Raw genomic sequence first — 23,931 nt, 5'->3', positions numbered from 1 at the left:
ATGAAAATAAATACCATAATATTTCTTGTCATTGTTTGTTCGACCAGCTGTATTAACAGCGCAATGAAAATCGACAACGAGGTTTCTTTTGAGATCACTCTTGCTTCTTGCTTTCATCAAGATACGGTTAGTCTGTCATTAAATGAAGTCATTGCATTTGAGAATGCGATCCTTGATTCAGATTTCTCAACTGGATTAACCCAAGCCAGTGTTTATCATCATTCAAAATCAATGGAGTTGATTGTATATGTCAATAAAGGAGAAAAAAAATTCCATTCCCAAAAGTAAAGGAACTAAAACTGCTCTTAACGCGAAATGGAAAAAAGGCGCAGCTAAACTTGGTATTATCAAAAGGAAGAAATATTATCATTGACGGTTGCCAATCCAAATTAACATATCGCCAGTTCAATAGAAAAGTGAATTTTGAGTAAAAAAGTATTTTCAACCATACTCAAAAATATTGCAAGATTTCCTATGTGATGTTGTTTATCCCGGGGATTACATGCTGGTCAAATGAACTCCACTTGACCAGCCTACAAAATTTAATCCACCCGCCGGAAGTGATTGTTCTACTAATCTAATTACTAGTCTATCCAAACAAATAAAAAACCAATACATCGAAGAAACCATTTATTGCCTATGAAACAAAAGAAGTTTATCACAAAATATTGTCTTAATCAATTATCCCTACACCATAAACACAAAACACATTATGAAAAATCAATCTACACACACGGGTAACACACACATTCGTAACCTGTTCAAAGTAGCTATTTTATTGTTTTTAACTCATTTAACCACGATAAACCCACTTTTCGCACAAGGTAAACTGGTGGAAGGATACATCATCACAAATCTAAATGATACAATACGCGGATTAATTAAAGATGAAGGTTGGACGCATAGTCCTGAAACGGTTCAGTTTAAGGCTGCGGACAAGGCATTGCAAACATTTTCAACAAATGACATTAAAGGGTTTAGTATTCTGCTGACCAGTGAAATATATAAAGCCAAGAAAATAGGTTTGTTGGATATCACATCCAATCAGGTATACATCACCGCGCCGTCTTTGGAAACAAAGGATTCAGCACAGGTATTTTTGCGGGAAATTGTGACGGGCCGGATTGAATTATACGAGTTTCTTAATGCATCAGAGCAGGCGCATTATTTTGTTTCAAAGAATAATATATTAAAAGAACTATTAAGCTATACATTTCAAAAATCTATAAATGATAAAACTTATCTCCTGGTTTACGATGAGTATAAAAAACAGCTCGCCAAATTGTGTGGAGACGCCAGCGAATTTAAAGCACCTACACCTCCTTATCAAAAGAGATATCTGAAACAATACATTGAAAAATATAATGACTCATTTACCGGAGAGCCCAGGATATCCAGATCGAAAAATGATCGGTTGACGTACGATCTGGACATCAATACTGGTCTTGAAAATTGGAATGCAGATCACGTTGTAATGCACGATAAATGGACCTTCGGTTTCGGTCTGAGGTTAAATTTTCCGAGGAAATTTCAGAATCGCTATATTAAACTAAATTACTTTCTGACCCCGGATGTGCTGACAGGCTATTACAAAAATTCATATGAGAAAATCTCCCTAAAGACATTTGAAGTTGCCGTTGGAACCTACATAGGCGCGGGAAGGATTCGCCCCTATTTTGGCGTTCAGTACAGTGGTGTTTACCGTCATTATCGAAACGATTTTCTGGGATTTCAGGCGGGGATAAGTTATAAAAGACGCATCAATCTTGAAGTAGCACATTTCGCAAATTTCAACTCAATTGCCTCAGAATCCCGTTTCTTCACACCGGCCCGAGTCAGCCTGCATTATCTGATCAATCTGCATTACACGAGCCCCAAAGTTCATTAAGTACTTGGTGAACAAGCGCCCCAATCTCAAATGGCTCGGTTTTTACTGCCTGTGAACGGCGGGGAACTGGTGGAGTGACGACCCTTATTGCGTCGGTCTACGATAAAACTTGAGTACCTAGGCAACGAACGGTTACTCTTTGTGTGTCCATCCTGACATACCCCCAGTTTAAGCCGGAACTACTCAACAAATCACTTAACGCCTCTACAAATGAAACAGCTAAAACAATTACAGGTAGTATGCCTGATGATCCTGGGATGCGGAAATGCTTTTTCTCAAACCACAAAAATCGACCTGGTACTTTGGATGGAAAATGAAATCATTGCGCCGGATGACAAATCTTCAATCAGGGTGGTTTCGGAAAAGGAAACAATCCTGCTGCCTGTAAAACAAGGGAGTTTTATTGTCTCGGATTCCCTGCGAAAACCGCGCCAGAAAGTGATCTTCAATTTAAACGGAAATGAAATGACTTATGACAGTATTCCCTTTGCCTGGAACCCACTCCACCCCAAATGGATCATGAAGGTTGACTCGCCACCATTCTCGGATGAAAACAAATACTTGTTGAAAAAGGCGAAAAAAAAACCCAGGCTGATCTATCTGCTGGACAATAGCACCGGGTCGACTTACATAGGCTATCAGTTTGAAAAGACCAGCCTTCTCAAATAAGCTGGCAGCTAAGGCAAATCCGCAAAGGTGAAATTTTCGAAACCCGGTATTACTTTGTCGGCCTCAGTTAGTACCGACTGCTCCCCCACACCAACGGCCCGCATTCCGGCAGCCTTTGCGGATTGGATGCCGGCCACGGCGTCTTCAAAAACAACACAATTTTCGGGAGCTATATGCAGGTCTTCCGCTCCCAGCAGAAACACTTGTGGATCGGGCTTGCTCTTTGTAACCCGGTTACCGTCCACGATCGTGTCGAAGTAATGGAGCATGTCAATGCTTTCGAGTATGACAGTTGCATTCTTGCTGGCCGATCCCAAGCCGATCAGGATCGATTGCTGTTTCAGCTCGTCCATGAAGCGCCGGACACCGGGGAGCGTGTCGTCGGGAGTCATCTGCTGACATAGTTCGAGATACCGGCGGTTTTTTTCAGCAGCCCTTTCCAATTTTTCCTCTTCACTCAGTTTCACTCCACCGATCGAGAGTATGATTTCAAGTGATTCCATCCGGCTTATCCCTTTGAGTTGCTCATTTTGCTCAAGAGAAATATCAAAACCGAGGTCGTTGGCAAGCCGCCTCCACGCGATATAATGGTATTTGGCGGTGTCTACGATCACACCGTCTAGATCAAAAAGGCAGGCTTTTATTAAGGGCATATTATTTCAAATTTAATATCTTGCAAAATAGTGAAAATTCCCAATCTCCTGCGCCGTGGTGGTTTCGGGCCATCCGCGGACTTATAACCCTTTATCAAATTCCTTTTCGCCGGAACCGAATCCAGGCTGAACAATTAACTCGCTATGTCTCTGATTAATAAAGATAAGTTCGTCATTTACCAGATTTTCACCCGGCTATTTGGAAACCAGACCACCACAAACAAGTGCTATGGGACCATTGAAGAAAACGGTTGCGGGAAATTCAACGACATCACGGATACAGCCCTTACCGCGCTGAAAGATTTCGGTGTCACACATGTTTGGTATACAGGCGTGCTGGAACATGCCACGCTCACGGACTACTCACAATATGGCATCCAACCCGATCATCCATTGATTGTGAAAGGAATCGCAGGATCGCCTTACGCAGTGAAGGACTATTACGACGTGGATCCGGACCTGGCTGTGGATGTAACAAAACGTATGGACGAATTCGAGGCGTTGATCGGCCGTACCCACGACCACGGCATGAAGGCGATCATTGATTTTATACCAAATCACGTTGCCCGGCAATATCACTCGGATGCCCGTGCTTTGGGCGTGAAAGATTTTGGTGAAGACGACGACAATACCGTCTTTTTCAGTCCTTCCAACAACTTTTATTACATTCCAAATCAGGATTTCATCGTGCCTGAAGGCCACACGCCGCCGGTTCCGGTTACGACTCCGTATCACGAGCGTCCCGCAAAAGCTACCGGTAACGATGTTTTCCAGGCGCAGCCGAGCCAGTACGACTGGTACGAGACAATCAAACTTAATTACGGGGTCGATTACCAGCATGGCAACCGCACTAATCACTTCGATCCCATCCCTTCGACCTGGATTAAGATGTATGATATCCTGCGCTTCTGGGTTCAGAAGGGCGTCGATGGTTTCCGTTGCGATATGGCCGAAATGGTACCTGCAGAATTTTGGGCGTGGGTGATTCCCGAAGTCAAGAAGCTGGACAGCCGGATCATTTTCATCGCGGAAATCTACAATCCTTATGAATACCACAATTACATCAACATCGGGAAATTTGATTACTTGTACGATAAAGTCGGGCTTTACAATTCGCTTCGCCGACTAATCGAGGGACACGGGACGGTGGAAGACATCACCAGGATATGGCAACAGGAGTCGGGGGACATCAGCGAAAAGATGCTCCGTTTCCTCGAAAACCACGACGAACAACGCATCGCTTCCCGGTATTTTGCAGGTAATCCGTGGCTGGCCATTCCCGCAATGACGTTGAGCGCGACACTGCACAGCGGGCCCTTAATGGTTTATTTTGGTCAGGAACTGGGCGTTACCCCGATTGAATCCGAAGGCTTCCAGGGTGAAGACGGAAGGACGACAATCTTTGATTATTGGGGTGTTACAGAATTTCAGCAGTGGGTCAATGGCGGGAAATTCAACGCGGATCTTCTTACCGAAGACCAGCAAAAACTTCGCTCTTTTTATCAGGGCCTGAATCACTTTGTACAACAAAATGAGGCGGTTTATGCAGGAAGTTTCTATGATCTTCAGTATGCCAACGTGGACGGGCAATCTTACAATTACGACAAAACACTCATTTACAGCTATCTGCGCTACACCACTGAACAGAAGCTGCTGTTTGTTTACAATTTCGACAGAACAAGGACAATAGAAACTTCTGTTCGAATTCCGCAGGATGCCTGGACTGATTTTTTAAAGCTCGAACAAACCAGTCTGTTTGTCTTGAAACCTATTTTTCCTTTGGACATTACCCTGCCCCGCATGCAGGCCGCTGAAATTACTTCGACGGGTGTAGCCATTGAATTACCACCCGTTTCTGTTTTTGTCTTCGAAATCATGAAAAAATAACGGCAAAGCAGGGCGGTTTGGAATGATGGGAAACAGGGATAACAGGGCTGTTTAAGCCGCGAATTATGGATAATACTATACAATTGGAGAGGGTTGACGATGTTGCGGAATTGGTAGAAATTATCCGCAGCAAATGGAAAGCAAAACAGGCGAGGAAACAATCTTTTGATGAGAAGTTTGGCAGCATATCACTGAATCCCTTCCAAAAAGACCAGCTTGCTGAACAAATCCAGGATATTCTGTTTTCAAGCAAATTTGTTTCGTTACTTACAGAATCAGAAATCGGGTCGAACAAGGGCTTTTTTTCGGACGCGTCTGCAAGGCTCAGCTTCAAATTTCTCCCTCCGGTTGAAGAACCCGACGAACTACGGACGCATTTCGACCGTATTTTTTGTGATAAAAATGATTATCAATGGGTTAAGGCCATTTCCGATGAAAAATGGAGAGATTTCCTGCAAAGTATTTTCCCGCCCATAAGTCCCGCACTTGGTAAACACATTGAAAAGGAAGTTCTCAACTCCGTACTGATCCTCGCCCAAAGGGCTGCGACACTCGGCATAGATCCGGAAGTGGTTTCGAAAATCCCTAGAATGGACGACCTGGATTCTCCTTTTTTGGGGTTAAACCGGGAGGTGATGTTGTATGTGGAGAAAGTCCTCAACAGCCAGGAGTATTTGAATGCCGGGCTGGACAACGATTACAAGCACATTCTGGTTATGATCAGCCAGTGCAAAAGCCAGGTAAGTTACATTTACAGACGGAAAGACGTTTTCGGCATCAGTTTGCAACTGACTTATTTGGTGCGGCAGATTGAGCAATATCTCAAACGCCTGGGCCAATTGCTCGAGGTGTTACAAACGAATGATAGCAACCGCCGCTGGCTGGTTATCGCACAGCTTCTCAAGGAATTTGTTTATGCTGAAAATACGAGGTATAGTCTTCGAAAACACTTTTCGGTGAACCTGGAATTACTGACCTTCAAAGTCATCGAAAACACTTCTAAAACAGGGGAACACTACATTGCGTCGAACCAGTCGGCTTATTGGAAGCTTTTTGGCAGGGCGCTGGGTGGCGGAATTATTGTCGCTTTTCTCTGCGCTAACAAAACCAGGCTGTATTTTCAGCATCTGCCGATTTTCTGGGAAGCGCTTTTTTACAGCCTCAACTACTCGTTCGGCTTTATGCTGATCCACATCCTTGGTTTTACACTTGCCACCAAGCAGCCTGCCATGACAGCGTCGACGATTGCAGCCAACCTTAGCAACAATGGAGAAAACCCTAACTGGCTGAATACGACTACCCAATTGCTAATCAGACTGATCCGCAGCCAGTTTATTTCGCTTGTTGGCAACGCAATGATCGCATTTCCGGTAGCATATGGCATTGACCTGCTCTACTTCCGCGTTTTCGAATACCACATTGCCGATCCCGCAAAAGCCATCCGGCTGATCACTGAATTGAACATTTGGGAGAGCCTGGCGTTACCGCATGCTGCACTGGCAGGTGTTTATCTCATGGTTTCGGGCTTGATATCAGGTTATTATGAAAACAAATGGATCTACAACAAGTACACCTTGCGCATTCAGAAGCACCCTGGGCTGATCCGCTTTTTCGGGCACAATAAATTAAGCCAGATAGCCCGCTATTTCGAAAGAAATTTTGGCGGGCTGGCGGGGAATTTCTTTCTGGGGTTTTTTCTGGGTTCAACAAGCGCGGTCGGTTTTACGTTGGGTCTTCCACTGGATATCCGGCATATTACGTTTGCTTCCGGGAATTTCGGCCTCGCGGTTGCCGGTCTGGAAAACCATGTGTCTACAGATCTGTGGCTTAACTCGATCATAGGCATCGCAGGAATAGGTTTGATGAACGTCCTGGTGAGTTTCGGACTTTCAATCGCGTTTGCCCTTAAATCACGCAATGCCCCGATGAATGAAGTCAGGAGCCTGCTCGGAAATTTGTCCTGGCAATTCTTTCATCATGGTCTGGCGTTCTTCTTCCCCATCAAAAATGCCGCCGAAATCCATGATCAACTGCCCGAAACAGTTCCTAATCGTTAATTTAAGATTGCAAATGGGCTTTCTGATCGTTATTTTTACATGATACCCCAATATTTACCTTGATTTTAAAAACCCCGGTATGCTAAGAATTGCCATCGTTTCTGTTCTGATACTCGTCTCCAATACTATCAATGCGCAGTTGGCCTTGCAAAAGGTTTTCGGGCAAAAAATGGAGTTACCGGATAGCCGGGATATAGGTACTCAGGTCCTGCGGATGAGCGAATCTTTTTTAGGGACCCCCTACGTAGGGGGAACTCTGGAGGGCAACCCTACCGAGCGGCTGGTATGTAAATTTGACGGTCTCGATTGCACCACCTTGGTAGAAAGTGCCATCTCCCTGGCTGTCGCGAAAAGTGAGAACCCCACTTATGAGGGTTTTAAGAGCGAATTGACCAAACTGCGCTATCGCGACGGTATCATCGACGGGTATCCTTCGAGGTTGCACTATGTGCTCGACTGGATGTATGAAAACGAAAAACGGGGAAGACTGGAAGATATCACGGCAAAAGTGGGCGGTATTCCCTACAAAAAGGAGATCAACTTTATGACCAACCACGCTAACCTGTATCCCGCTATGGCAGAAAGCCAGGTCTGGGAAAAAATCAAGGAGCAGGAGAATATCATCAACTCAAGAGAGCACAGCTACATTCCAAAAGAAGGTATTCAGAAGGCAGAACCAATGCTCCATGACGGCGATATAGTCGCTTTCACTTCCTCCGTGGAAGGACTGGATGTCAATCATATGGGTGTGATCAGTAAAGTCGGTAGCCGCGCATATCTGATCCACGCCTCACTGGCTGGCAAAAAAGTGATCATGTCCAACGTCCCGCTCGCCGAATATGTGGCGTCCGTCCCAAAACATACCGGGATGATCGTAGCCCGGCTCAATGATATCTGATGCAATGAATGGATCTTCTCAAAATTCTTGATTACAAAAATTCCCCCTGGTTAATTATTCTCCTGACAGGCATTGCTGGGCTTGTCATCAGTGCATTCCTCATTAACCTGATCAAAATCACCGCTGCAAAAAAACAGTGGAGGGCGGTGCGCGCCATCCGGGAGAACCTCACAAACGTGCTGCATTTCTTCATTCCGATGATCCTGATCACGGCAGTAGCAAAAAGTTATTCCTTAATTCACCAGGATTACGAATGGCTTTTTGCCGTCAGCAAAACGCTTATGATTGCGCTCACAACCTGGCTGATGGTGCGTATTGTGGTGGTAATTGAGCGTATTCTGATTGAGAAGCTGGATTTTGACACTCCGGATAATAATCAGGCGAGAAGGATGTTCACCAAGATCAAGTTTGTGAAGCGGATCGTGATTATCCTGATCATTACCGTGGGTGTTTCCATTCTGCTGCTGAGCTTTGATAGTGTCAGGCAATATGGGGTGGGAATCCTTACCTCTGCGGGAATTGCCAGTGTGATCATCGGTTTCGCAGCCCAAAAGTCGCTTTCCAATCTAATGGCCGGTATTCAGATCGCCTTTACCCAGCCTATAAAAATAGACGATGTTGTGATCGTTGAAGGAGAATGGGGACGGATTGAAGAGATCAATCTCACGTACGTCGTCGTAAATATCTGGGACCTGCGACGGATCGTTTTACCCATCACTTATTTTATTGAAAAGCCTTTTCAAAACTGGACAAGAAACGAAAGCGCATTGATTGGCAGCGCCTTTTTTCATTTGAACTATCACACCCCTGTTGATAAGCTACGCATAAAACTGAAAGAAATTTTGGACGAAACGCCGCTCTGGGACGGTAAATCCTGGGCATTGCAGGTAACCGATACGCAAAATCAGTTCATGGTAGTACGGGCACTGATGTCGGCCCGAAACTCTTCAGAAACGTTTGACCTCCGGTGCATAGTCAGAGAAAAAATGATCGAATTTATATCACGTGAATATCCCGAAGCACTTCCTACAACGCGAATTGAAAACCTGTGACAAAAAATTGGCCTCCGGAAAATCCGAAGGCCAGTCTTTTCTTACTACTCACCTAACTCAATTTAACTCAATACGGTTTTCTTTGATTTTTTTACAGAAAAGCGTGATCAACTTATGCCCACACCCAACAGCTCGTATTTGTTTTTAAATCTTGTTATATTTTTAGTCTCATATGGCCCACGCAAGGATGCGTCTGCGAAATCCAGAACGTGGCTCTACTTTTAAGAATTGCTTCAGGTTTAAATGTTAAAATCCAATTATTGGATAAATCAGCGGCCTCTGGATATTGAAGTAGAAAATCCCACTTTCGCTCTTCACCTCGATTCCTTGATTAAATATGGAGGAGATTTTTATCCCGTAGAATAACCTGATGAGCAACTCTTTTCATACACCAAATCCTTACAAATCACTTCATCTGATTTACTCTACAAAAAACATTTAGGGGTGTTAAAGGGGCATTAACACCGAATTAAAAGAAAATTAAAAAGGCTGGAATTTCAGAATGAAGGTGGTACCGGCACCTACAGTGGACTCAACTTCGATGCTGGCGCCCTGCATGTTAATGATCCGTTTGGTGAGGGCAAGACCTATCCCATAGCCGGGTTTGCTAATGGTTTTGGCACTCCTGTAAAAGGTGTCGAAAATATAGGGGAGCTCTTCGGCGGAGATTCCAATGCCGGTATCCTTGAAGTAAATCCTGATGAAATTATTCTTGATTTCGAGGTAAACGTTAACAGTTCTGTTCCCCGAATATTTACAGGCGTTATCCATTAGGTTAACGAACGCCGTACGTAGCAGACTTTCATCGGCATAACGCTTCAGCTGCTCCTCGTTATCCGGGATCTTGTCGTAGTGGATGTGAACCAGGTATCCCGGGTTTTTCTGTTGAATAGATGCTTTAGCCTGCCATAAAACTTCGTCAATCCTTATTTTGGAAAAGCTGAGCTTAAAGGCATTTTCGTCAGTCCTCGCAAGTTCCAGCAGCCTGCTGACCAGTTCGTTCATCTCCCTGGCCTCAGTCCAGATTCCCTTTAAAGCAGCCTCGTATTCAGTCGTGGTCCTCTCTTTCATCAGACTGAGCTCGGCCTCGCTCATGATGAGTGCAAGAGGGGTGCGGAGTTCGTGCGAAGCGTGGGACACAAAATTTTTCTGTGCGACAAAAGCAATTTCAAGGCGGGTAAGCATTTGGTTGAAAGTCTCCGCAAGAAGCGCCAATTCGTCTTTTTCCCGGCCAACCGTTACCTTTTCATGCAAGTTCCCGGCCGAGATATTGTTCACTTGGTCGATGATGTCGGATACTGGTTTAATGGCATCATTGGAAAACTGCCAACCGGCAACGCCAACCAGCACCAATGACAATAACCATCCAATCACCAGGATCTCCCTCAGCCGCCCAAGCGCATTCATTCCAAGGTAATCATCAGCAATAACCACCACCACCCAAGGTTTGCGATGATCCTGGAGAATGTGCCGGATAATGATCATTTCACGCTTCCGATACTTGGTATGTACTTCCTTCCCGCCTCTGGCTTCTGTTAAAAGAACTTTAGAAAGTTTGAAATTTTCTTTCCCGCTAATAAAAATAACGGAATCCGACCCGTCGTATATCGTTATTTCCTCATCCAGCAGTATGGTCTTATTTTCCTTTTCAATCTTTTCGATATCCGCCTTACTGATCCCGTTGCTGGCCTCAACCAACTGCGCCACGGTTTGTCCGCGTTCATTGAGAAAGGAATAGAATTGCCTCTCGCGGTACTGGTCGTAGAAGAAATAGATGGACAAGCAAAACAATGCCATGATGGAACCTACCAACATGGTAAACAACAGCGTAAGCCGGGACTTGATATTCATTCCTCTTTAAAAATGTAGCCCATACCCACTACCGTGTGGATCAGTTTGTTTGGGTAATCCTTATCCACTTTCTTTCTTAAAAAATTAATATAAACATCGATGACATTGGTGCCGGTATCAAACCTGATGTCCCAAACCTGTTCGGCTATGTCTACCCGAGACACCACACGTCCACGGTTCCGCATCAAATATTCCAGCAGTGCAAATTCCTTAGCGGTGAGGTCTATACGGTTTCCGGAGCGCCGGGCCACTTTTTCATCCAGATTTAACTCGAGGTCGGCTAGCGTCAGCACTTGATTAGACTGCTCTCTCGAACTATTTCTGTTAGAAAGTACTTTAATTCTCGCTATCAACTCCCTGAATTCGAAAGGTTTGACAAGATAGTCGTCGCCTCCCGCTTCGAAACCGTCCAACTTGTCGTCGATCGTACCGAGTGCCGTTAAAAACAAAATAGGTGTCGAAAGGCCATCACTCCTCAATTGCTTTGCGAGGTCATATCCGTTGAGCAAAGGCAGGTTCACATCCAGGATGATAACATCAAAACGATAATTAGAGGCCATCTTTTTACCTACCTGCCCATCATAAGCCAGTTCAACTTCCCATGATTGCTCCTCCAGGCCTCTTTTGAGAAACCCGGCGAGTTTGGGCTCGTCTTCCACTATTAATATTTTCATAAGGTGATATGCTGTTCGTTTGAGTCAAATGTTGCATGGAATTTCGCGTAAAAAAAGGCTGCCCGAAATATCGGACAGCCTTTTTGTCTATATCCACACCATTAGAACATTGGCATTTCTGACCATACCATGCTCTATTATTATGCAAAATAGAAAATTTAAACAATAAACAATAGGCAATCTATCATCTAGGCGAAATTTCATATAAGTATCAATAATAATCAGCTCCGTTGTCAAAATCCGATCTGTCGTCGTAAGCACCAAAATCATCCTCTTCCAGACGCATCCCTTTCAATGCCTTTTTTATCAACCCGATTTGTCCTGCATGGTACACATCGTGTTGTATAACCCCATGTATCAGTGTATAATAGGAATAGTCTCTTCCGGGTACAAAATCCTCCAGAAAGTTGTCGCTTTCAATCTTTTCCAATTCGGAAATCAGCTCTTCCTGCGAGAGACTCAGCTCCATTTGTATCGCCTCCCATTCAAATTCGTCGACAACCTGGAATTTCTTCCAATCCTTATCCTGCGTTTTAATATCGAATTCTGCATCGCCCTGTATCTTCCTGACTGCAAAGATCCGCCAGGTCGTCATGTGATACACGATCTCGGCAATGGAATGCGTGTTGCTGCTAAGCCGGACTTCTGCCATTTTCGGCGTCACATCCCTTAAAGCCTCAACAACCGAAGGACCATACCAGGCTTCTTCGCTTTCGTAGGTATCGTTTAAAACATCTATAATTCTTAAAACTTCTTCTTTAGTTTCCATACATTTAATTGTGTCAATGCGCTTGTACTATTCGTTAAAATCAAAGAAAATCGTAAATATGTTCTCCTTATCAGCACCAATTTTTATGGCGATCCAACCAATTTTTGTGCATTCTGGTCACTTAAAATGCAGCATTTATTTAAAACTAAAAAATTGAACTGAGAAATAGCCAAAATTAAAATCTGCAATTTCAATTTTCGTTTAATTAACAAATTTTAAAATATAAGATCCAAAATGTTAAAAAAAGCCTCAACATTTATTCTCTTAGTCGCCGGCCTGGGGTTAACATCCTGCTCCAAAGATCCGATCGGTGATCTATCGACCGAAGAGTCGCTGGTATATATCACCAACCATGATAAATCAGCCAATTATAACCAATACAAGACCTTCAGTATTGTCGACTCCGTGCTGATTGTAGAAAACGACCGTTCTGGAACTGCGCTAACCGATATCGACAGGAGCCTTCTGCAAAGAATAATTACCAATATGCAAAGCCTGGGCTACAAGTATGTCAGTCCCAAAAGCAACCCTGATGTAGGTATCAATGCCGCCTGGATTACCAATACCTACCTTAACGTGGCTACGAATCCTTATTCATCGTACTATGGGGGATACTGGGGAGGTGGCGGATATGGCTATGGGTACCCCAGCTATTACACCTATTATGAAACCAGTGAAAGCTACTGGCTGATATCGATGGTTGATTTCAAAAATCCCAATACAGCCGACAAAACATTCGATGTCGTCTGGGACGCGCAGATCAGGGGAGCCGGGATTGGTGATTCCCAATACATTGACAAAATGGTGGACTCGATATTTGGCCAGTCTGGTTATCTAAAAATCAACTAAAATGAAAAAATTAACTGTAACTATAGTCCTTCTTCTTACTGGTGTGTTAAAAGGATTTGGGCAGGACGCTCCCAAACTTTACACGCTCCCTTCGCCGTTCGACAGGTATACCCATTATTTAGCGACAGCCCGCTTTATGGGTTCGGTACCATTAGGTTCTTTCGCTGATTCTTATATCGACAAATCGTCTTTTCAGAACGCTTCTATTTCTATTGAATGGGTGCTCAGGAATTCCCCTATTTCGGTGGGCGGGGAAATTGGCTCAACTTACTTTAAGCAGCGGATACCTAGGGCGTTGTACGAAAATGGTGATGAAACTATTTCAGCAGTACAAACCAGGACTTTATCTCAATATCCTATTGAAGTGTTCGGAAACTATCATTTTCTGGGCAAAAATTCTGCCATTCAGCCTTACGTGCAGGTAAGCGGGGGGGCAAGTATCGTCGATTATACCTTATATTACGGAAGTCTTTCAACTCAACACCAGAAAGTAGCGCCCAAATACGGAATTGGATTGGGTTCCAAATTCCTGTTCAAGAAGGACGGCGCGTTCGGATTAGATGTCAGGGTAAAATACGACGGAACTTCTTACAAGCATGAATATATCGAGAAAGGTGTTTCTTCCGTAAATGGCTCGATCGGCGTCTTTTATCGCTGGTGGTAATCATCAGATTGTGGTACGTAAAAACAAAATTTTGTCTAAAACATCTCTTATCTGGATCAGTGGTATCCTGATTTTCCTCGCCGGTTCTGGCCTTTGGGCATGGAACAGGTTCGGCCCTTCAACCAACAAGGCTTATGTTGAAGTAACCAGGGGCCTCCCAGTAGCACAAACCCTTGATTCGTCTTCGTCCACTTGTGACCTGGTGATCCGGCGCTACCGCCAAATCGGAAAGGAAATGCAATTTGAACTCGCCTCCAATGCGGGCGGCCTCGCCCCTTACAATGTCGAGATCTCTCAAAACGGCAAAATTCTTCGGTTCAAAGACCTCCCGCACAGGCTTGGCACCTGGCTTACCCTATCGAAATTGGATCTTGCAGCGGGAAATGCTACAATAAAAGTAACCAGCCTGGGCCGTTCAGGTTGCGAAACGACTGCTTCATTCGCGTTCGATGGTTCTGTCAAGAATGAGATTCCCGACCCTAAAAACTGGATCCGATACGGAAGCAAGGATAACTTCCTCGATGTGAGGCCGGTAGTAAAAAATGGGAAGTTTTACCTGAAAGATTTTTCCAATTACCAGGATGGCCGGACCAAAGTGGTCATGATTGATGGTATAGGGGTCAAGGGACTTGAAAATGGCATTGAAGTCAAACCAGGATTCCTGTATTCAGTCACCGCCCGCTGGATTGATGCCCCATATAACGATTGGTGGAATGCCATTAAGAACCGCTCGGTACGTCAGCAAAATATCTGGATTTCAGGGCGGGCAAAAGAAGAACCCCATTCTGCCCTTACTAAGATTGAGATACCAGCGTGGTTCGCGCCATCCACAGGCTTGAATGTCGATTTTGACACTAAGTTTCCCGAATTCGAACCCATTGAAGGTAAGCTGGTAATGCAATACCGGCTGAATTCGGATGTCCCCCCATCCAATTATTACAATCGCGGAATCGGTTATCTCTATTATGCAGAAAATGAGTTACCTCCTTCTAAAACGCATTATACGGTAACGCCCAACTTCTTTGCCGACAGGGATGATAAATGGTTTGCACAACTCTCAAAGCAGGAAGTAGAGGCAATGGCTCAAATTCCGGGTTTTGGCGTTTATGCGTATGATTTCGAATTCTGGAACCAGCATTACTCTCCGGAAGTAAAGCAAAGGCTGATTTGGTTTTCCGAAGTAATCCATAAAAACCATCCTCAGATGCATTTGATGGATTATTGGGGAGGCGGCGCATACACCAACCCTCATATTAATACTGTAGGAGGCGCTAACCCAAAGGATTTCTTAAAAGATTATAAGGACCCGAAGTCCAACAATCCTAACTTCGACGTGCTGCCGAACGGGGACAGCTTCCATGACATTTTCAATACCACACCCATTGATGTTTATCCAAAGCCCATGTTTGCGATGGATGATCAGGGTAATTCTCCCAATAATTTTGTACTGCTTTCGGCCTTGCATTCACTTCGTATTAACAAGCTGATCCCCTACCAGAAAAATAACAAGTTCATATTCTATGGCTGGAACCGTTACATGCCACTGTATAAGGATCCGATCGTCCCCTGGAGTTATCAGCTCACCGACCCAAAGGGCGAATTGATGATGAACCAGTTGGAAATGATGCCAGCGAGCCAGGCACTCGGCTTCTCGCTGTTTTCTCTGGTTCTGTTTGACGGATATTACCTATGGAACGATGGTGGACCAAGTGGCAGGGACCCGAATGCTTATAAACTTTCAAAAGATGCCCCTGGATGGGGCTACGAATGGTATCCTGCCGATGGAAAAACTCCGGAGAGCGAGGTAGGTAGGCACGCAAAGAAAGCTGACGCTCCCTGGTACTGGGACTTCCCAACCACATATTATGTCCTCGGCAACTGGATGGCCAAGCAAGTGGAAGACGTGATCGTAGGTGGCACAAATCAAGACCTGGCGTTCCAGCTCAACGACAAATGGATTGAACCCAAAAAAGAACAGGCACTGCTGGCTATAGATCAAAAACAACCGTTTATTACATCTGTTATCAAAGGCGATAAAATTGTTGTGCTGGGTGTTGATTCATTCCAGCCCCCCGTTGCAAGTAGGGTTATCAAAGTAAGGCTACCTGACGGAACCGAAACAAGTATTGAACTCTATGGCAACTGGCCTTCGCTTTATCGGGGAACTTTAAAAAAATGAGGCAGAAGATTTATAAAGAAAGATCACAGTTTGGAGCTGTGATCTTTCTTTTATGAGATTCGCACATAGCTTCCAAGCCATTTGAGATGCGTGCCGTATTTCTGTAGTATTTCCTGGACAGGCACATCATCTTTGTGGCCCAAAAATTCAACCAGAAACCAGGTTCTGAATGCTGCTTCCCCTCTTAATGGCCGACTTTCAATCTTGGTAAGGTTGATACCCCGATCGTTGAAGTCCTTCAGAAATTCATAGAGTACGCCGGGCCGGTTGGTATTAGGCAGGTTTGCAATGATGGTCGTTTTGTCATCATCACTTTTTATATTGACAAAATCCTTTGCAAGGATCAGGAACCGGGTCCGGTTCTGGTCACTGTCTTCAATATTGTCGAAAAGAATTGGCACACCGAACAGCCTGGCCGAAATAGACGAGCATATCGCAGCGGCATCAGGTTCTTCGGCAGCCATTTTGGCCGCTTTGGATGTGGATTCAACGGGTATCAGTTCAATGCCCATACCTTCGAGATATTCATTGATAAATTTCCCGCATTGACGAAAAGCTATATCCTTTGAATAAATGCGGCGGATATTCTTCAAAGTATCTGACTGGGATGCAAAGGTGAAATGCACCTGCAGCAGAACTTCGGCCACAATGGAGAGGTTCTTTTCTCTTAAAAAATCTACTGTTTCAATGACAATACCCTCCTGATTGTTTTCGATTGGGACTACACCAAATTTCGCTCTTCCGGTTTCCACACTTTCAAAAACCGAATGGATGGTTGGCAACACCAGGTATTCACTCATCCCGCCAAAACGGCTTTCAGCAGCCTGATGCGAAAAACTTCCCTCGGGGCCTAGATATGAAATCCGTTCCGGCAGCTCGAGATTACGGGACACGGCGAAGATTTCAAAAAAGATAGCATCAATTGCCTGACGTGTCAGCAGACCCGTATTTCGTTTTTCCAGACGGTCAAGGATTTGTTTTTCCCTTTCGGGCCTGTAAATAATAGATTGCGACGATCTCTTCAAATCTCCCACTTTCTTCACAAGCTCCATGCGCTCATTTAAAATGTTTAATAGCTGATCGTCGAGTGTATCTATACGGTTTCTTAAAGTCTGTAATTCCACCGAGAAATGTCTTAAATATTTGATTTGATAATATCAGCCAAAGATCTTTTAAAATTCTTACATCGTAAAGCTATAGCCAGGCTGATATTACTTTATTGCACAAGGCCATGATTACCGCCCATCAACCTGCAAGTGCTAATTCTTCTATATTCTTCTCAATCTTGAGATTGTCAATGATAAAACGCTGTCTTTCGGGCGTATTTTTACCCATAAAATAGCTCAGCAATTTCTGGATTGAGGTTTCCTTTTGGAGGATCACGGGTTCTACATGCATATCTTCGCCGATGAACCTGCCAAATTCCTCGGGTGATATCTCGCCTAGTCCCTTGAACCGCGTGATTTCAGGCTTGCTTCCCAGCTTTTCAACTGCCGCTTGCTTTTCTTCGTCGGTGTAGCAGTAGATCGTTTCTTTTTTATTGCGGACGCGAAATAGCGGGGTTTCGAGCACAAACAAATGCCCGTTCCGTACCAGGTCTGGGAAGAATTGCAAAAAGAAGGTCATCAGCAGCAAACGAATGTGCATACCGTCCACATCCGCATCGGTTGCTATAACGATCCTGTTGAATCGTAGATTCTCAACACCATTTTCTATATCTAAGGCATGCTGCAGCAAATTGAATTCTTCATTTTCATATACAATCTTTTTGGTAAGTCCGAAACAATTCAAAGGTTTACCCCTCAAACTAAAAACCGCCTGTGTCTGAATATTCCGGGATTTGGTAATGGATCCGCTGGCCGAATCACCCTCTGTTATAAACAAAGTACTTTCATAGCGAAACTCATTTTTGAGGTCGGTGAGATGCAACCGGCAATCCCTCAATTTCTTATTATGTAAATTGGCTTTTTTGGCACGATCATTGGCCAGCTTTTTAATCCCCGCGAGTTCCTTTCTTTCTCTTTCAGATTGCTCGATACGCTTCTTCAACGCGTCCCTCGACTCAGGGTGCATATGCAAGTAATTGTCTAACCTTTCCTTTATAAAATCATTGACGAAAGTTCTTATAGTCGTGCTATTAGGATCGGGAGTGATGGTGTTGGATCCAAGTTTAGTCTTGGTTTGAGATTCGAACACCGGCTCCTGAACCCGTATGGCTATGGCTGCAATAATCGACGAACGGATGTCTTCGGGAGCATAATCCTTGTTAAAATGCTCTCTTACCGCTTTTACCACTGCCTCACGAAAGGCAGCCAGATGCGTCCCGCCCTGCGTTGTGTACTGTCCGTTTACAAAAGAATAGTACTCCTCCCCGTATTGGCCGCCATGCGTCATGGCGAATTCGATGTCCTCTCCCTTCAAATGGATGATGGGATAACGCAATGATTCATCATCGGATTTACTTTTTAGCAAGTCTAATAACCCGTTTTGCGAGATGAACTTTTCTCCATTGAAATTGATGGTCAGACCGGCGTTCAGATAACAATAATTCCAGATCATGTTATTCAGATACTGCGGTATGTATTTGAAGTTTTTGAAGATTGTCGCATCAGGTTCGAAGGCGATGTGTGTACCGTTACGCTGACTGGTTGGCTCCTCTTTCGATTCATTTACAATCGCTCCCTGGTGAAACTCTGCGTTCTTTGTTCTACCTTCCCGAAATGATTGGACCTTGAAATACTGCGAAAGCGCATTCACAGCTTTGGTACCTACGCCATTCAAACCCACTGATTTCTGAAACGCGCCCGAATCATATTTACCGCCTGTATTAATCTTAGAAACACAATCCACCACTTTTCCCAGTGGTATGCCCCGTCCATAGTCCCTGACTTCTACTTTATGCTCTGTAATCTTTATTTCAATGGTTTTGCCGTTTCCCATCATGTGCTCATCAATCGAGTTGTCCACGATCTCCTTAACCAGAACATAAATCCCGTCATCAACAGAAGAACCGTCTCCCAGTTTTCCGATGTACATCCCAGGCCTTAAACGTATGTGTTCCTTCCAATCCAGTGATTTGATACTGTCCTCGTCATATTGCACGTTTGTACTTTCCATATTTGTAACTACTCTTTTAGGAGATATTCCTGATTTTGAATATTGTATTTTAATAATTTTAATTTTTTATCGTTAGGCTGTTATAACTTTGTACCAGACCGCCAGGGCACCGATTAATAGAATTTGTTTAAAAATAGGAAAAATCTAATTTACTTTGCCCCAATATACACATTCAGATACGAAGCATGCTCCTGTCACAAATTCAAAAATACTAGCCTTGCACATAGTTTTAATGAATTTAAAGCATTTCAATAGTACAATAATTCTTCATATGAACAGATTCGAATTGGCTAAAAGTTATAAATCTCTACTTCCTTATCTACTTAGTTTACTTATTTCTCTCCCGGCATTCGCACAGGTAACACCCACAGCTCCTTCCACACAAGCACCTGCCGCGACAAGCAACCAGGGAAATACGCAATCTGGGGCCACAAGAGGCAACGCAGCCGGAAACACACAAGGGAATCAACCTGCTAATGCAAATGGCCAGCCAACTGGAAATACACAACAGGGCAACCAACAAAATGCACAACAAGGCAACCAAACCAATGAAAAGGGGAAAGCCGGATCCAATCAGAATAGTCAAAATGCGGACGCTGGCAATGACCAGGCAAAAGCTAATCAGAATACTACGGCAAGTCTGACGCCCGAAGATCAAGAAAAAGAGGCGCTTCGCCAGAGAATATATGGCTATTCCATCTTTGCAAACAAAAACCTGGATCCCATCCCTGACTTACAGATCTCTACGCCAACCAATTATATCGTTGGCCCAGGCGATGAACTGAACATCTACATTTACAATTATGCGGAGAGCACCTACGAAGGAATCGTAAATAAGGATGGTAATATTATGATCCCCAGACTTGGACCTGTCCATGTTGCCGGCCGGACGATCGAAGAAGTACGTAAAATATTGATTGACAAGTTCTCAAAATTTGTCCCCGGTTTACTTGGAGGCGGAGGCGAAACTGCCAGGACAAAGCTGATGGTTACTCTTGGAGCAGTCCGCTCGGTTAAAGTTTTTGTAACTGGTGAGGTTATCAACCCCGGAACGTACATCGTTTCTTCCTTGTCCTCTGCTTTCAATGCCCTTTACCAAGCAGGCGGCCCTAATGAAATTGGATCTTTCCGGGATGTCCGGGTGGTTCGAAATGGTCAGGTGGTTACACATATGGATATTTATGATTACCTGGTAAATGGTAAAATTGATGGGGATATCCGGGTTCAGGACAACGACAACATCGTGGTCGGATATTATCTAAAGAGAGCTGAAATAACCGGTATGGTTAAACGTCCTGGTATTTATGAGTTAAAATCTGAGGAAAAGCTGGGTGACGCATTGCGTTATTCAGGTGGTTTCAAGGACAAGGCATACAGAGCAAGGCTCAAAATTCAGAGAATCACTTCCAAAGAAAGAAAGTTGCTTGATGTTTCGGAAGAAAACTACAATTCGTTTGAGCTCGCCACCGGCGACTCCATTGACGTAGGAACGGTGCTTGACCGCTTTGAAAACATTGTAACTATCGAGGGCGCAGTAATGAGACCCGGTAATTATTCCCTGGATAACAGCCCATCTCTGAAAAAACTCATTGACAATGCCCAAGGATTAAGAGAAGACGCGTTTGTTGGGCGGGTGACCGTATTAAGGACCCGTGATGACCTTGTCATTCAAAGCATTCCAATCAATTTCACGGACATCATTAATAATGTAGCCCCTGACTTGATCCTCACCAGACTTGATCAGATCATCGTTCCATCCAGATTTGAGATGGCAGAAGTGGCTTATGTAAGTGTGGAAGGAGAAGTCAACAACACCAAAATTGGTGAGAACGAAGGTAAATTTCCTTACACAATAGATATGACGCTAGAAGATGTGCTCGTTCAGGCGGGAGGTCTGAAAGAGTCTGCATACACTACCGAGGTTGAAGTGGTGAGAAGGAAGAGAAACAGTATTGCCGGAGCCGCCAATGCGCAGATTTCGGAGGTTTTCAAATTCGATGTAAGCAGGGACCTTTCTCTGAACAGTAAAGCCTCGGGCTTCCCTTTGCTTCCTTTCGATCAGGTAATTGTCCGTAAATCTCCTAACTATGTTGAACAGCAAACGGTATTTGTAGAAGGTGAAGTTCTCGTTAATGGGCCCTATACAATTATCAATAAGAACGACAAAATTAGTGATATCATTAAGAGAGCAGGTGGCTTGACCGATCTGGCTTACCCAGAGGGAGCCACTTTACTTCGCAGGACACTGGTTAAAAATCTGGACGAACCGACTGACTTTGAACAAACTGAAATTACTGAAAGGAGCATCAAACAGGGAACGATTCTCGGTGACCTCCCCAATGTTAAAGAAGAAAAAATCGGGATCGTGCTTAAAAATATTCTCAAAAACCCAGGTTCGTTTGAGGATCTCATTGTTCAGGAAGGTGATATCATCCGCATCCCTAAACGTCTTGAAACAGTTCAGGTAGCAGGATCTGTTCTTTATCCGACCTCTGTCAAATACGGAAAAGGGATGTCGTTTACTGATTACATCTCGCAATCTGGCGGATTCACAGTTCAGTCGCTCCGAAAAAGCTCCTATATCAAATATCCAAACGGAAATATCGATAGGACCAGGCGTTTTCTTTTCTTCAATGTCTACCCGAAAGTTGAGCCGGGCTCAGAAATTTTTGTACCTGTCAGGGCTGCACCGGCACTGAATACCCAGCAAACCATTTCAACTGCTACTGGCTTGCTAAGCTCGGTTATGGGATTAATTGTAACAGTATTGGCTTTCCGCTCTCTCAAATAATGTCAGCAACACTCACGCAACCGCAACAAATACCAGACGACGAATTATCTCCAAAGGAGGTCGTAGAGAAAGTCCTTGTAGTTAAGACTGCAATACTCCGCAACTGGAAAATGATATTACTGCTGCCCATTATTGGATTTGGCATTGGGTATGCAATGGATGCTTACCTGAAAAAGCCGAGTACCTATGAAGCAAATGTCGTATTCAACCTGGGCGGCGGAAGTCAGGGGTCGGGTTTAGGCGAAATGGCTGGGTTACTTGGCTTGGGCTCTACGCCCGATGCTAATATTTTCACTGGCGAGAATTTCTTTTATTTCGTAAAGTCTCGCCCTGTCCTGGAGAGAAACCTAATGAAAGAAGTGGATGTTCACGGAAGAAAGATGCTTCTTGCCAACTTCTATATCGATTCAAGTGGCATTCTGACATCGGACTGGGAGGAACGTACTGATTTACAGAAATTCAGGTTTAAGGAGAATAATATCTCCAAAATGGATATGAATTCCAGAATTATCCTCAACGCGATCGTCCAAAGAGCAGGAGAAGCAACCGAAATCGCTTCACTCGACCGGAAGTCTTCTTTCATTTCGCTTTCGACCAAAATGGAAAATGAGACGCTGGCCGGTTTGTGGGTAACCACTTTGCTAAAAACGGTGGAAGAAATGTATACCGAAAACCAGACTCAAAAAACGCGAAAAACACTCCGGCTACTCCAGCACCGCGCCGATTCCTTAGCTTCCGTCCTTGGTATCGCAGAACATAGATTGGCGAAGCAAATGGATTATAGTGCACAAATTATGTTGCCAGAAGCAAAGGTTTCCACACACAGTATGGAGAGAAAATCCACATTCCTCCAGCAACTATATTATGAGGCGATGGCCAATGCTGAAAAAATGCGCGTATCGCTCGTTCGTGAGGCCCCTCTCTTTACTGAGATTGAAGGAATCAAGGTCCCTCTGGACGTGAAGCATGAAGACAAAAGGAATGCGAAAATAGGTGCCTTGGTGGGATTGATGCTTGCCTTGATTTTTACGTATTTCAGAACCATTTTTAGCAGTGAAGTCAAAGTAGAAAAAGCATAAATGGCAACGGTTCAACACACAACTACGATAAAAGCAGGAGGTTCGGAAAAAGACTATTGGAAAGATTTGTGGTTAAACCGCCAGCTCCTTTGGATTCTGTCCAAACGGGATATTTCGGTTCGATACAAACAGACGTTGCTTGGGGTCGCGTGGAGCGTCCTGAGACCATTGATGACGATGGTTGTCATGGTATTTGTATTCAGTTTTCTAGCAAAAATAAAGAGTGACCCGGGTGTACCCTACCCACTGATGGTATTGAGCGGACTGACTATCTGGACTTTCTTTGCCAACACGTTTACGCAGATCAGTAACAGTATCCTGATTAACTCTAACCTCGTTTCAAAAGTATATTTCCCAAGACTTTTAATGCCGCTAAGCTCGATTGCGGTCGGGTTTGTGGACTTTCTCATCACATTCGGGATATTTTTACTGCTGACATTTTTCTTCCGCCACCCCGTGAGCTGGCAGATCGTGTTTCTTCCTTGCTTCATTTTACTTACATTTATCACATCGATGGGCTTTGGCCTGTTTTTTGCTGTCCTTAATGTGCGCTTTCGTGACATCGGACAGCTCATACCATTTTTAGTACAAGTTGGGATGTACGCTTGTCCCGTTGCCTACAGCAGTACACTGGCAAAGGGAACCTGGTTCGAAAAATATTATAACCTTAACCCCCTCGTTGGAATCATAGATGGTTTTCGATGGTGCCTGCTAGGAGACAAGGCCTATTTTAATCCTGAAAGTTTATACTCGACGGCTATTATTTCCTTTTTGATAATGATATTATCTTTGATTTATTTTCGCAAGAAAGAAAATACTTTCGTAGATCATATCTGAAATAACAACTCTTAGGC

At 44.1% G+C, this 23,931-nt stretch carries 19 protein-coding genes; 13 read left to right on the top strand and 6 right to left on the bottom strand.

Annotation, left to right across the window (positions count from 1 at the left end; all coding sequences use genetic code 11):
* The first annotated feature begins 63 nt into the window (after window positions 1–63).
* The 3 genes from AC1XUF_RS11400 (at window position 64) to AC1XUF_RS11390 (ending at window position 2,557) form a co-directional block, all read left to right on the top strand.
* Window positions 64–288, top strand: coding sequence for a hypothetical protein (locus AC1XUF_RS11400; RefSeq protein ID WP_483341914.1), 225 nt, complete (start codon window positions 64–66; stop codon window positions 286–288).
* A gap of 424 nt (window positions 289–712) precedes the next feature.
* Entirely contained in the window at window positions 713–1,888 is a 1,176-nt protein-coding gene (locus AC1XUF_RS11395; protein ID WP_483341913.1) for a hypothetical protein, read from the top strand.
* 210 nt (window positions 1,889–2,098) lie between these two features.
* Window positions 2,099–2,557 carry a hypothetical protein gene (locus AC1XUF_RS11390; protein ID WP_483341912.1) on the top strand — a complete coding sequence of 153 codons (459 nt, stop codon included), beginning with the start codon at window positions 2,099–2,101 and terminating at the stop codon, window positions 2,555–2,557.
* 8 nt (window positions 2,558–2,565) lie between these two features.
* Here the strand turns inward: AC1XUF_RS11390 and pgmB are convergent, their stop codons facing one another.
* Complete coding sequence (pgmB, locus tag AC1XUF_RS11385) at window positions 2,566–3,210, bottom strand: beta-phosphoglucomutase (RefSeq protein ID WP_483341911.1); 645 nt, start codon at window positions 3,208–3,210, stop codon at window positions 2,566–2,568.
* Window positions 3,211–3,354: 144 nt separating this feature from the next.
* On the opposite strand from pgmB, the gene AC1XUF_RS11380 reads away from it, so the two are divergent.
* The 4 genes from AC1XUF_RS11380 to AC1XUF_RS11365 all read left to right on the top strand — a co-directional run bounded on the left by AC1XUF_RS11380 (window position 3,355) and on the right by AC1XUF_RS11365 (window position 9,104).
* The gene (locus tag AC1XUF_RS11380; protein WP_483341910.1) at window positions 3,355–5,097 is read left to right on the top strand and encodes an alpha-amylase family protein; all 1,743 of its coding nucleotides are present in this window, start codon (window positions 3,355–3,357) and stop codon (window positions 5,095–5,097) included.
* 65 nt (window positions 5,098–5,162) lie between these two features.
* Window positions 5,163–7,154 carry a site-specific recombinase gene (locus AC1XUF_RS11375; RefSeq protein ID WP_483341909.1) on the top strand — a complete coding sequence of 664 codons (1,992 nt, stop codon included), beginning with the start codon at window positions 5,163–5,165 and terminating at the stop codon, window positions 7,152–7,154.
* Window positions 7,155–7,233: 79 nt separating this feature from the next.
* Window positions 7,234–8,052, top strand: coding sequence for an N-acetylmuramoyl-L-alanine amidase-like domain-containing protein (locus tag AC1XUF_RS11370; protein ID WP_483341908.1), 819 nt, complete (start codon window positions 7,234–7,236; stop codon window positions 8,050–8,052).
* 8 nt (window positions 8,053–8,060) lie between these two features.
* On the top strand, window positions 8,061–9,104 hold the full coding sequence (locus AC1XUF_RS11365; protein WP_483341907.1) for a mechanosensitive ion channel family protein: 1,044 nt from the start codon (window positions 8,061–8,063) through the stop codon (window positions 9,102–9,104).
* A gap of 480 nt (window positions 9,105–9,584) precedes the next feature.
* Here AC1XUF_RS11365 and AC1XUF_RS11360 read toward each other — a convergent pair whose 3' ends face one another.
* From AC1XUF_RS11360 to AC1XUF_RS11350, 3 genes are all read right to left on the bottom strand, one after another.
* On the bottom strand, window positions 9,585–10,955 hold the full coding sequence (locus tag AC1XUF_RS11360) for a HAMP domain-containing sensor histidine kinase (RefSeq protein WP_483341906.1): 1,371 nt from the start codon (window positions 10,953–10,955) through the stop codon (window positions 9,585–9,587).
* Window positions 10,952–11,629: a response regulator gene (locus AC1XUF_RS11355; RefSeq protein ID WP_483341905.1), complete on the bottom strand. Its 678-nt coding sequence runs from the start codon at window positions 11,627–11,629 to the stop codon at window positions 10,952–10,954. The genes AC1XUF_RS11360 and AC1XUF_RS11355 overlap by 4 nt, the downstream gene beginning before the upstream one ends.
* A 211-nt stretch (window positions 11,630–11,840) precedes the next feature.
* Window positions 11,841–12,398: a DinB family protein gene (locus AC1XUF_RS11350; RefSeq protein ID WP_483341904.1), complete on the bottom strand. Its 558-nt coding sequence runs from the start codon at window positions 12,396–12,398 to the stop codon at window positions 11,841–11,843.
* Window positions 12,399–12,632: 234 nt separating this feature from the next.
* On the opposite strand from AC1XUF_RS11350, the gene AC1XUF_RS11345 reads away from it, so the two are divergent.
* Genes AC1XUF_RS11345 through AC1XUF_RS11335 form a run of 3 tightly spaced genes read left to right on the top strand, consistent with a single transcriptional unit; the run spans window position 12,633 to window position 16,090 of the window.
* Window positions 12,633–13,247, top strand: coding sequence for a DUF4136 domain-containing protein (locus AC1XUF_RS11345; RefSeq protein ID WP_483341903.1), 615 nt, complete (start codon window positions 12,633–12,635; stop codon window positions 13,245–13,247).
* A gap of 1 nt (window position 13,248) precedes the next feature.
* A complete protein-coding gene (locus AC1XUF_RS11340) occupies window positions 13,249–13,911 on the top strand; it encodes a hypothetical protein (RefSeq protein ID WP_483341902.1) in 663 nt (220 codons plus the stop codon).
* Window positions 13,912–13,942: 31 nt separating this feature from the next.
* Window positions 13,943–16,090: a hypothetical protein gene (locus AC1XUF_RS11335; RefSeq protein WP_483341901.1), complete on the top strand. Its 2,148-nt coding sequence runs from the start codon at window positions 13,943–13,945 to the stop codon at window positions 16,088–16,090.
* 50 nt (window positions 16,091–16,140) lie between these two features.
* Here the strand turns inward: AC1XUF_RS11335 and pheA are convergent, their stop codons facing one another.
* Together pheA and AC1XUF_RS11325 are read right to left on the bottom strand one after the other, a co-directional pair.
* A complete protein-coding gene (pheA, locus tag AC1XUF_RS11330; protein ID WP_483341900.1) occupies window positions 16,141–17,214 on the bottom strand; it encodes a prephenate dehydratase in 1,074 nt (357 codons plus the stop codon).
* 121 nt (window positions 17,215–17,335) lie between these two features.
* The gene (locus tag AC1XUF_RS11325; RefSeq protein ID WP_483341899.1) at window positions 17,336–19,207 is read right to left on the bottom strand and encodes a DNA topoisomerase IV subunit B; all 1,872 of its coding nucleotides are present in this window, start codon (window positions 19,205–19,207) and stop codon (window positions 17,336–17,338) included.
* 271 nt (window positions 19,208–19,478) lie between these two features.
* Here AC1XUF_RS11325 and AC1XUF_RS11320 point away from each other — a divergent pair, with 271 nt between their 5' ends.
* Genes AC1XUF_RS11320 through AC1XUF_RS11310 form a run of 3 tightly spaced genes read left to right on the top strand, consistent with a single transcriptional unit; the run spans window position 19,479 to window position 23,914 of the window.
* Window positions 19,479–21,998 (top strand): SLBB domain-containing protein, encoded by a 2,520-nt coding sequence (locus tag AC1XUF_RS11320; protein WP_483341898.1) that lies wholly within the window; start codon window positions 19,479–19,481, stop codon window positions 21,996–21,998.
* Window positions 21,998–23,077: a hypothetical protein gene (locus tag AC1XUF_RS11315; RefSeq protein WP_483341897.1), complete on the top strand. Its 1,080-nt coding sequence runs from the start codon at window positions 21,998–22,000 to the stop codon at window positions 23,075–23,077. Before AC1XUF_RS11320 ends, AC1XUF_RS11315 begins: the two co-directional genes overlap by 1 nt.
* Entirely contained in the window at window positions 23,078–23,914 is an 837-nt protein-coding gene (locus AC1XUF_RS11310; RefSeq protein WP_483341896.1) for an ABC transporter permease, read from the top strand.
* Window positions 23,915–23,931 lie beyond the last annotated feature (17 nt).

This window comes from Dyadobacter sp. HNCC25DJ185 (assembly GCF_056895195.1).
This window is presented reverse-complemented; position numbering and strand designations above follow the sequence as displayed.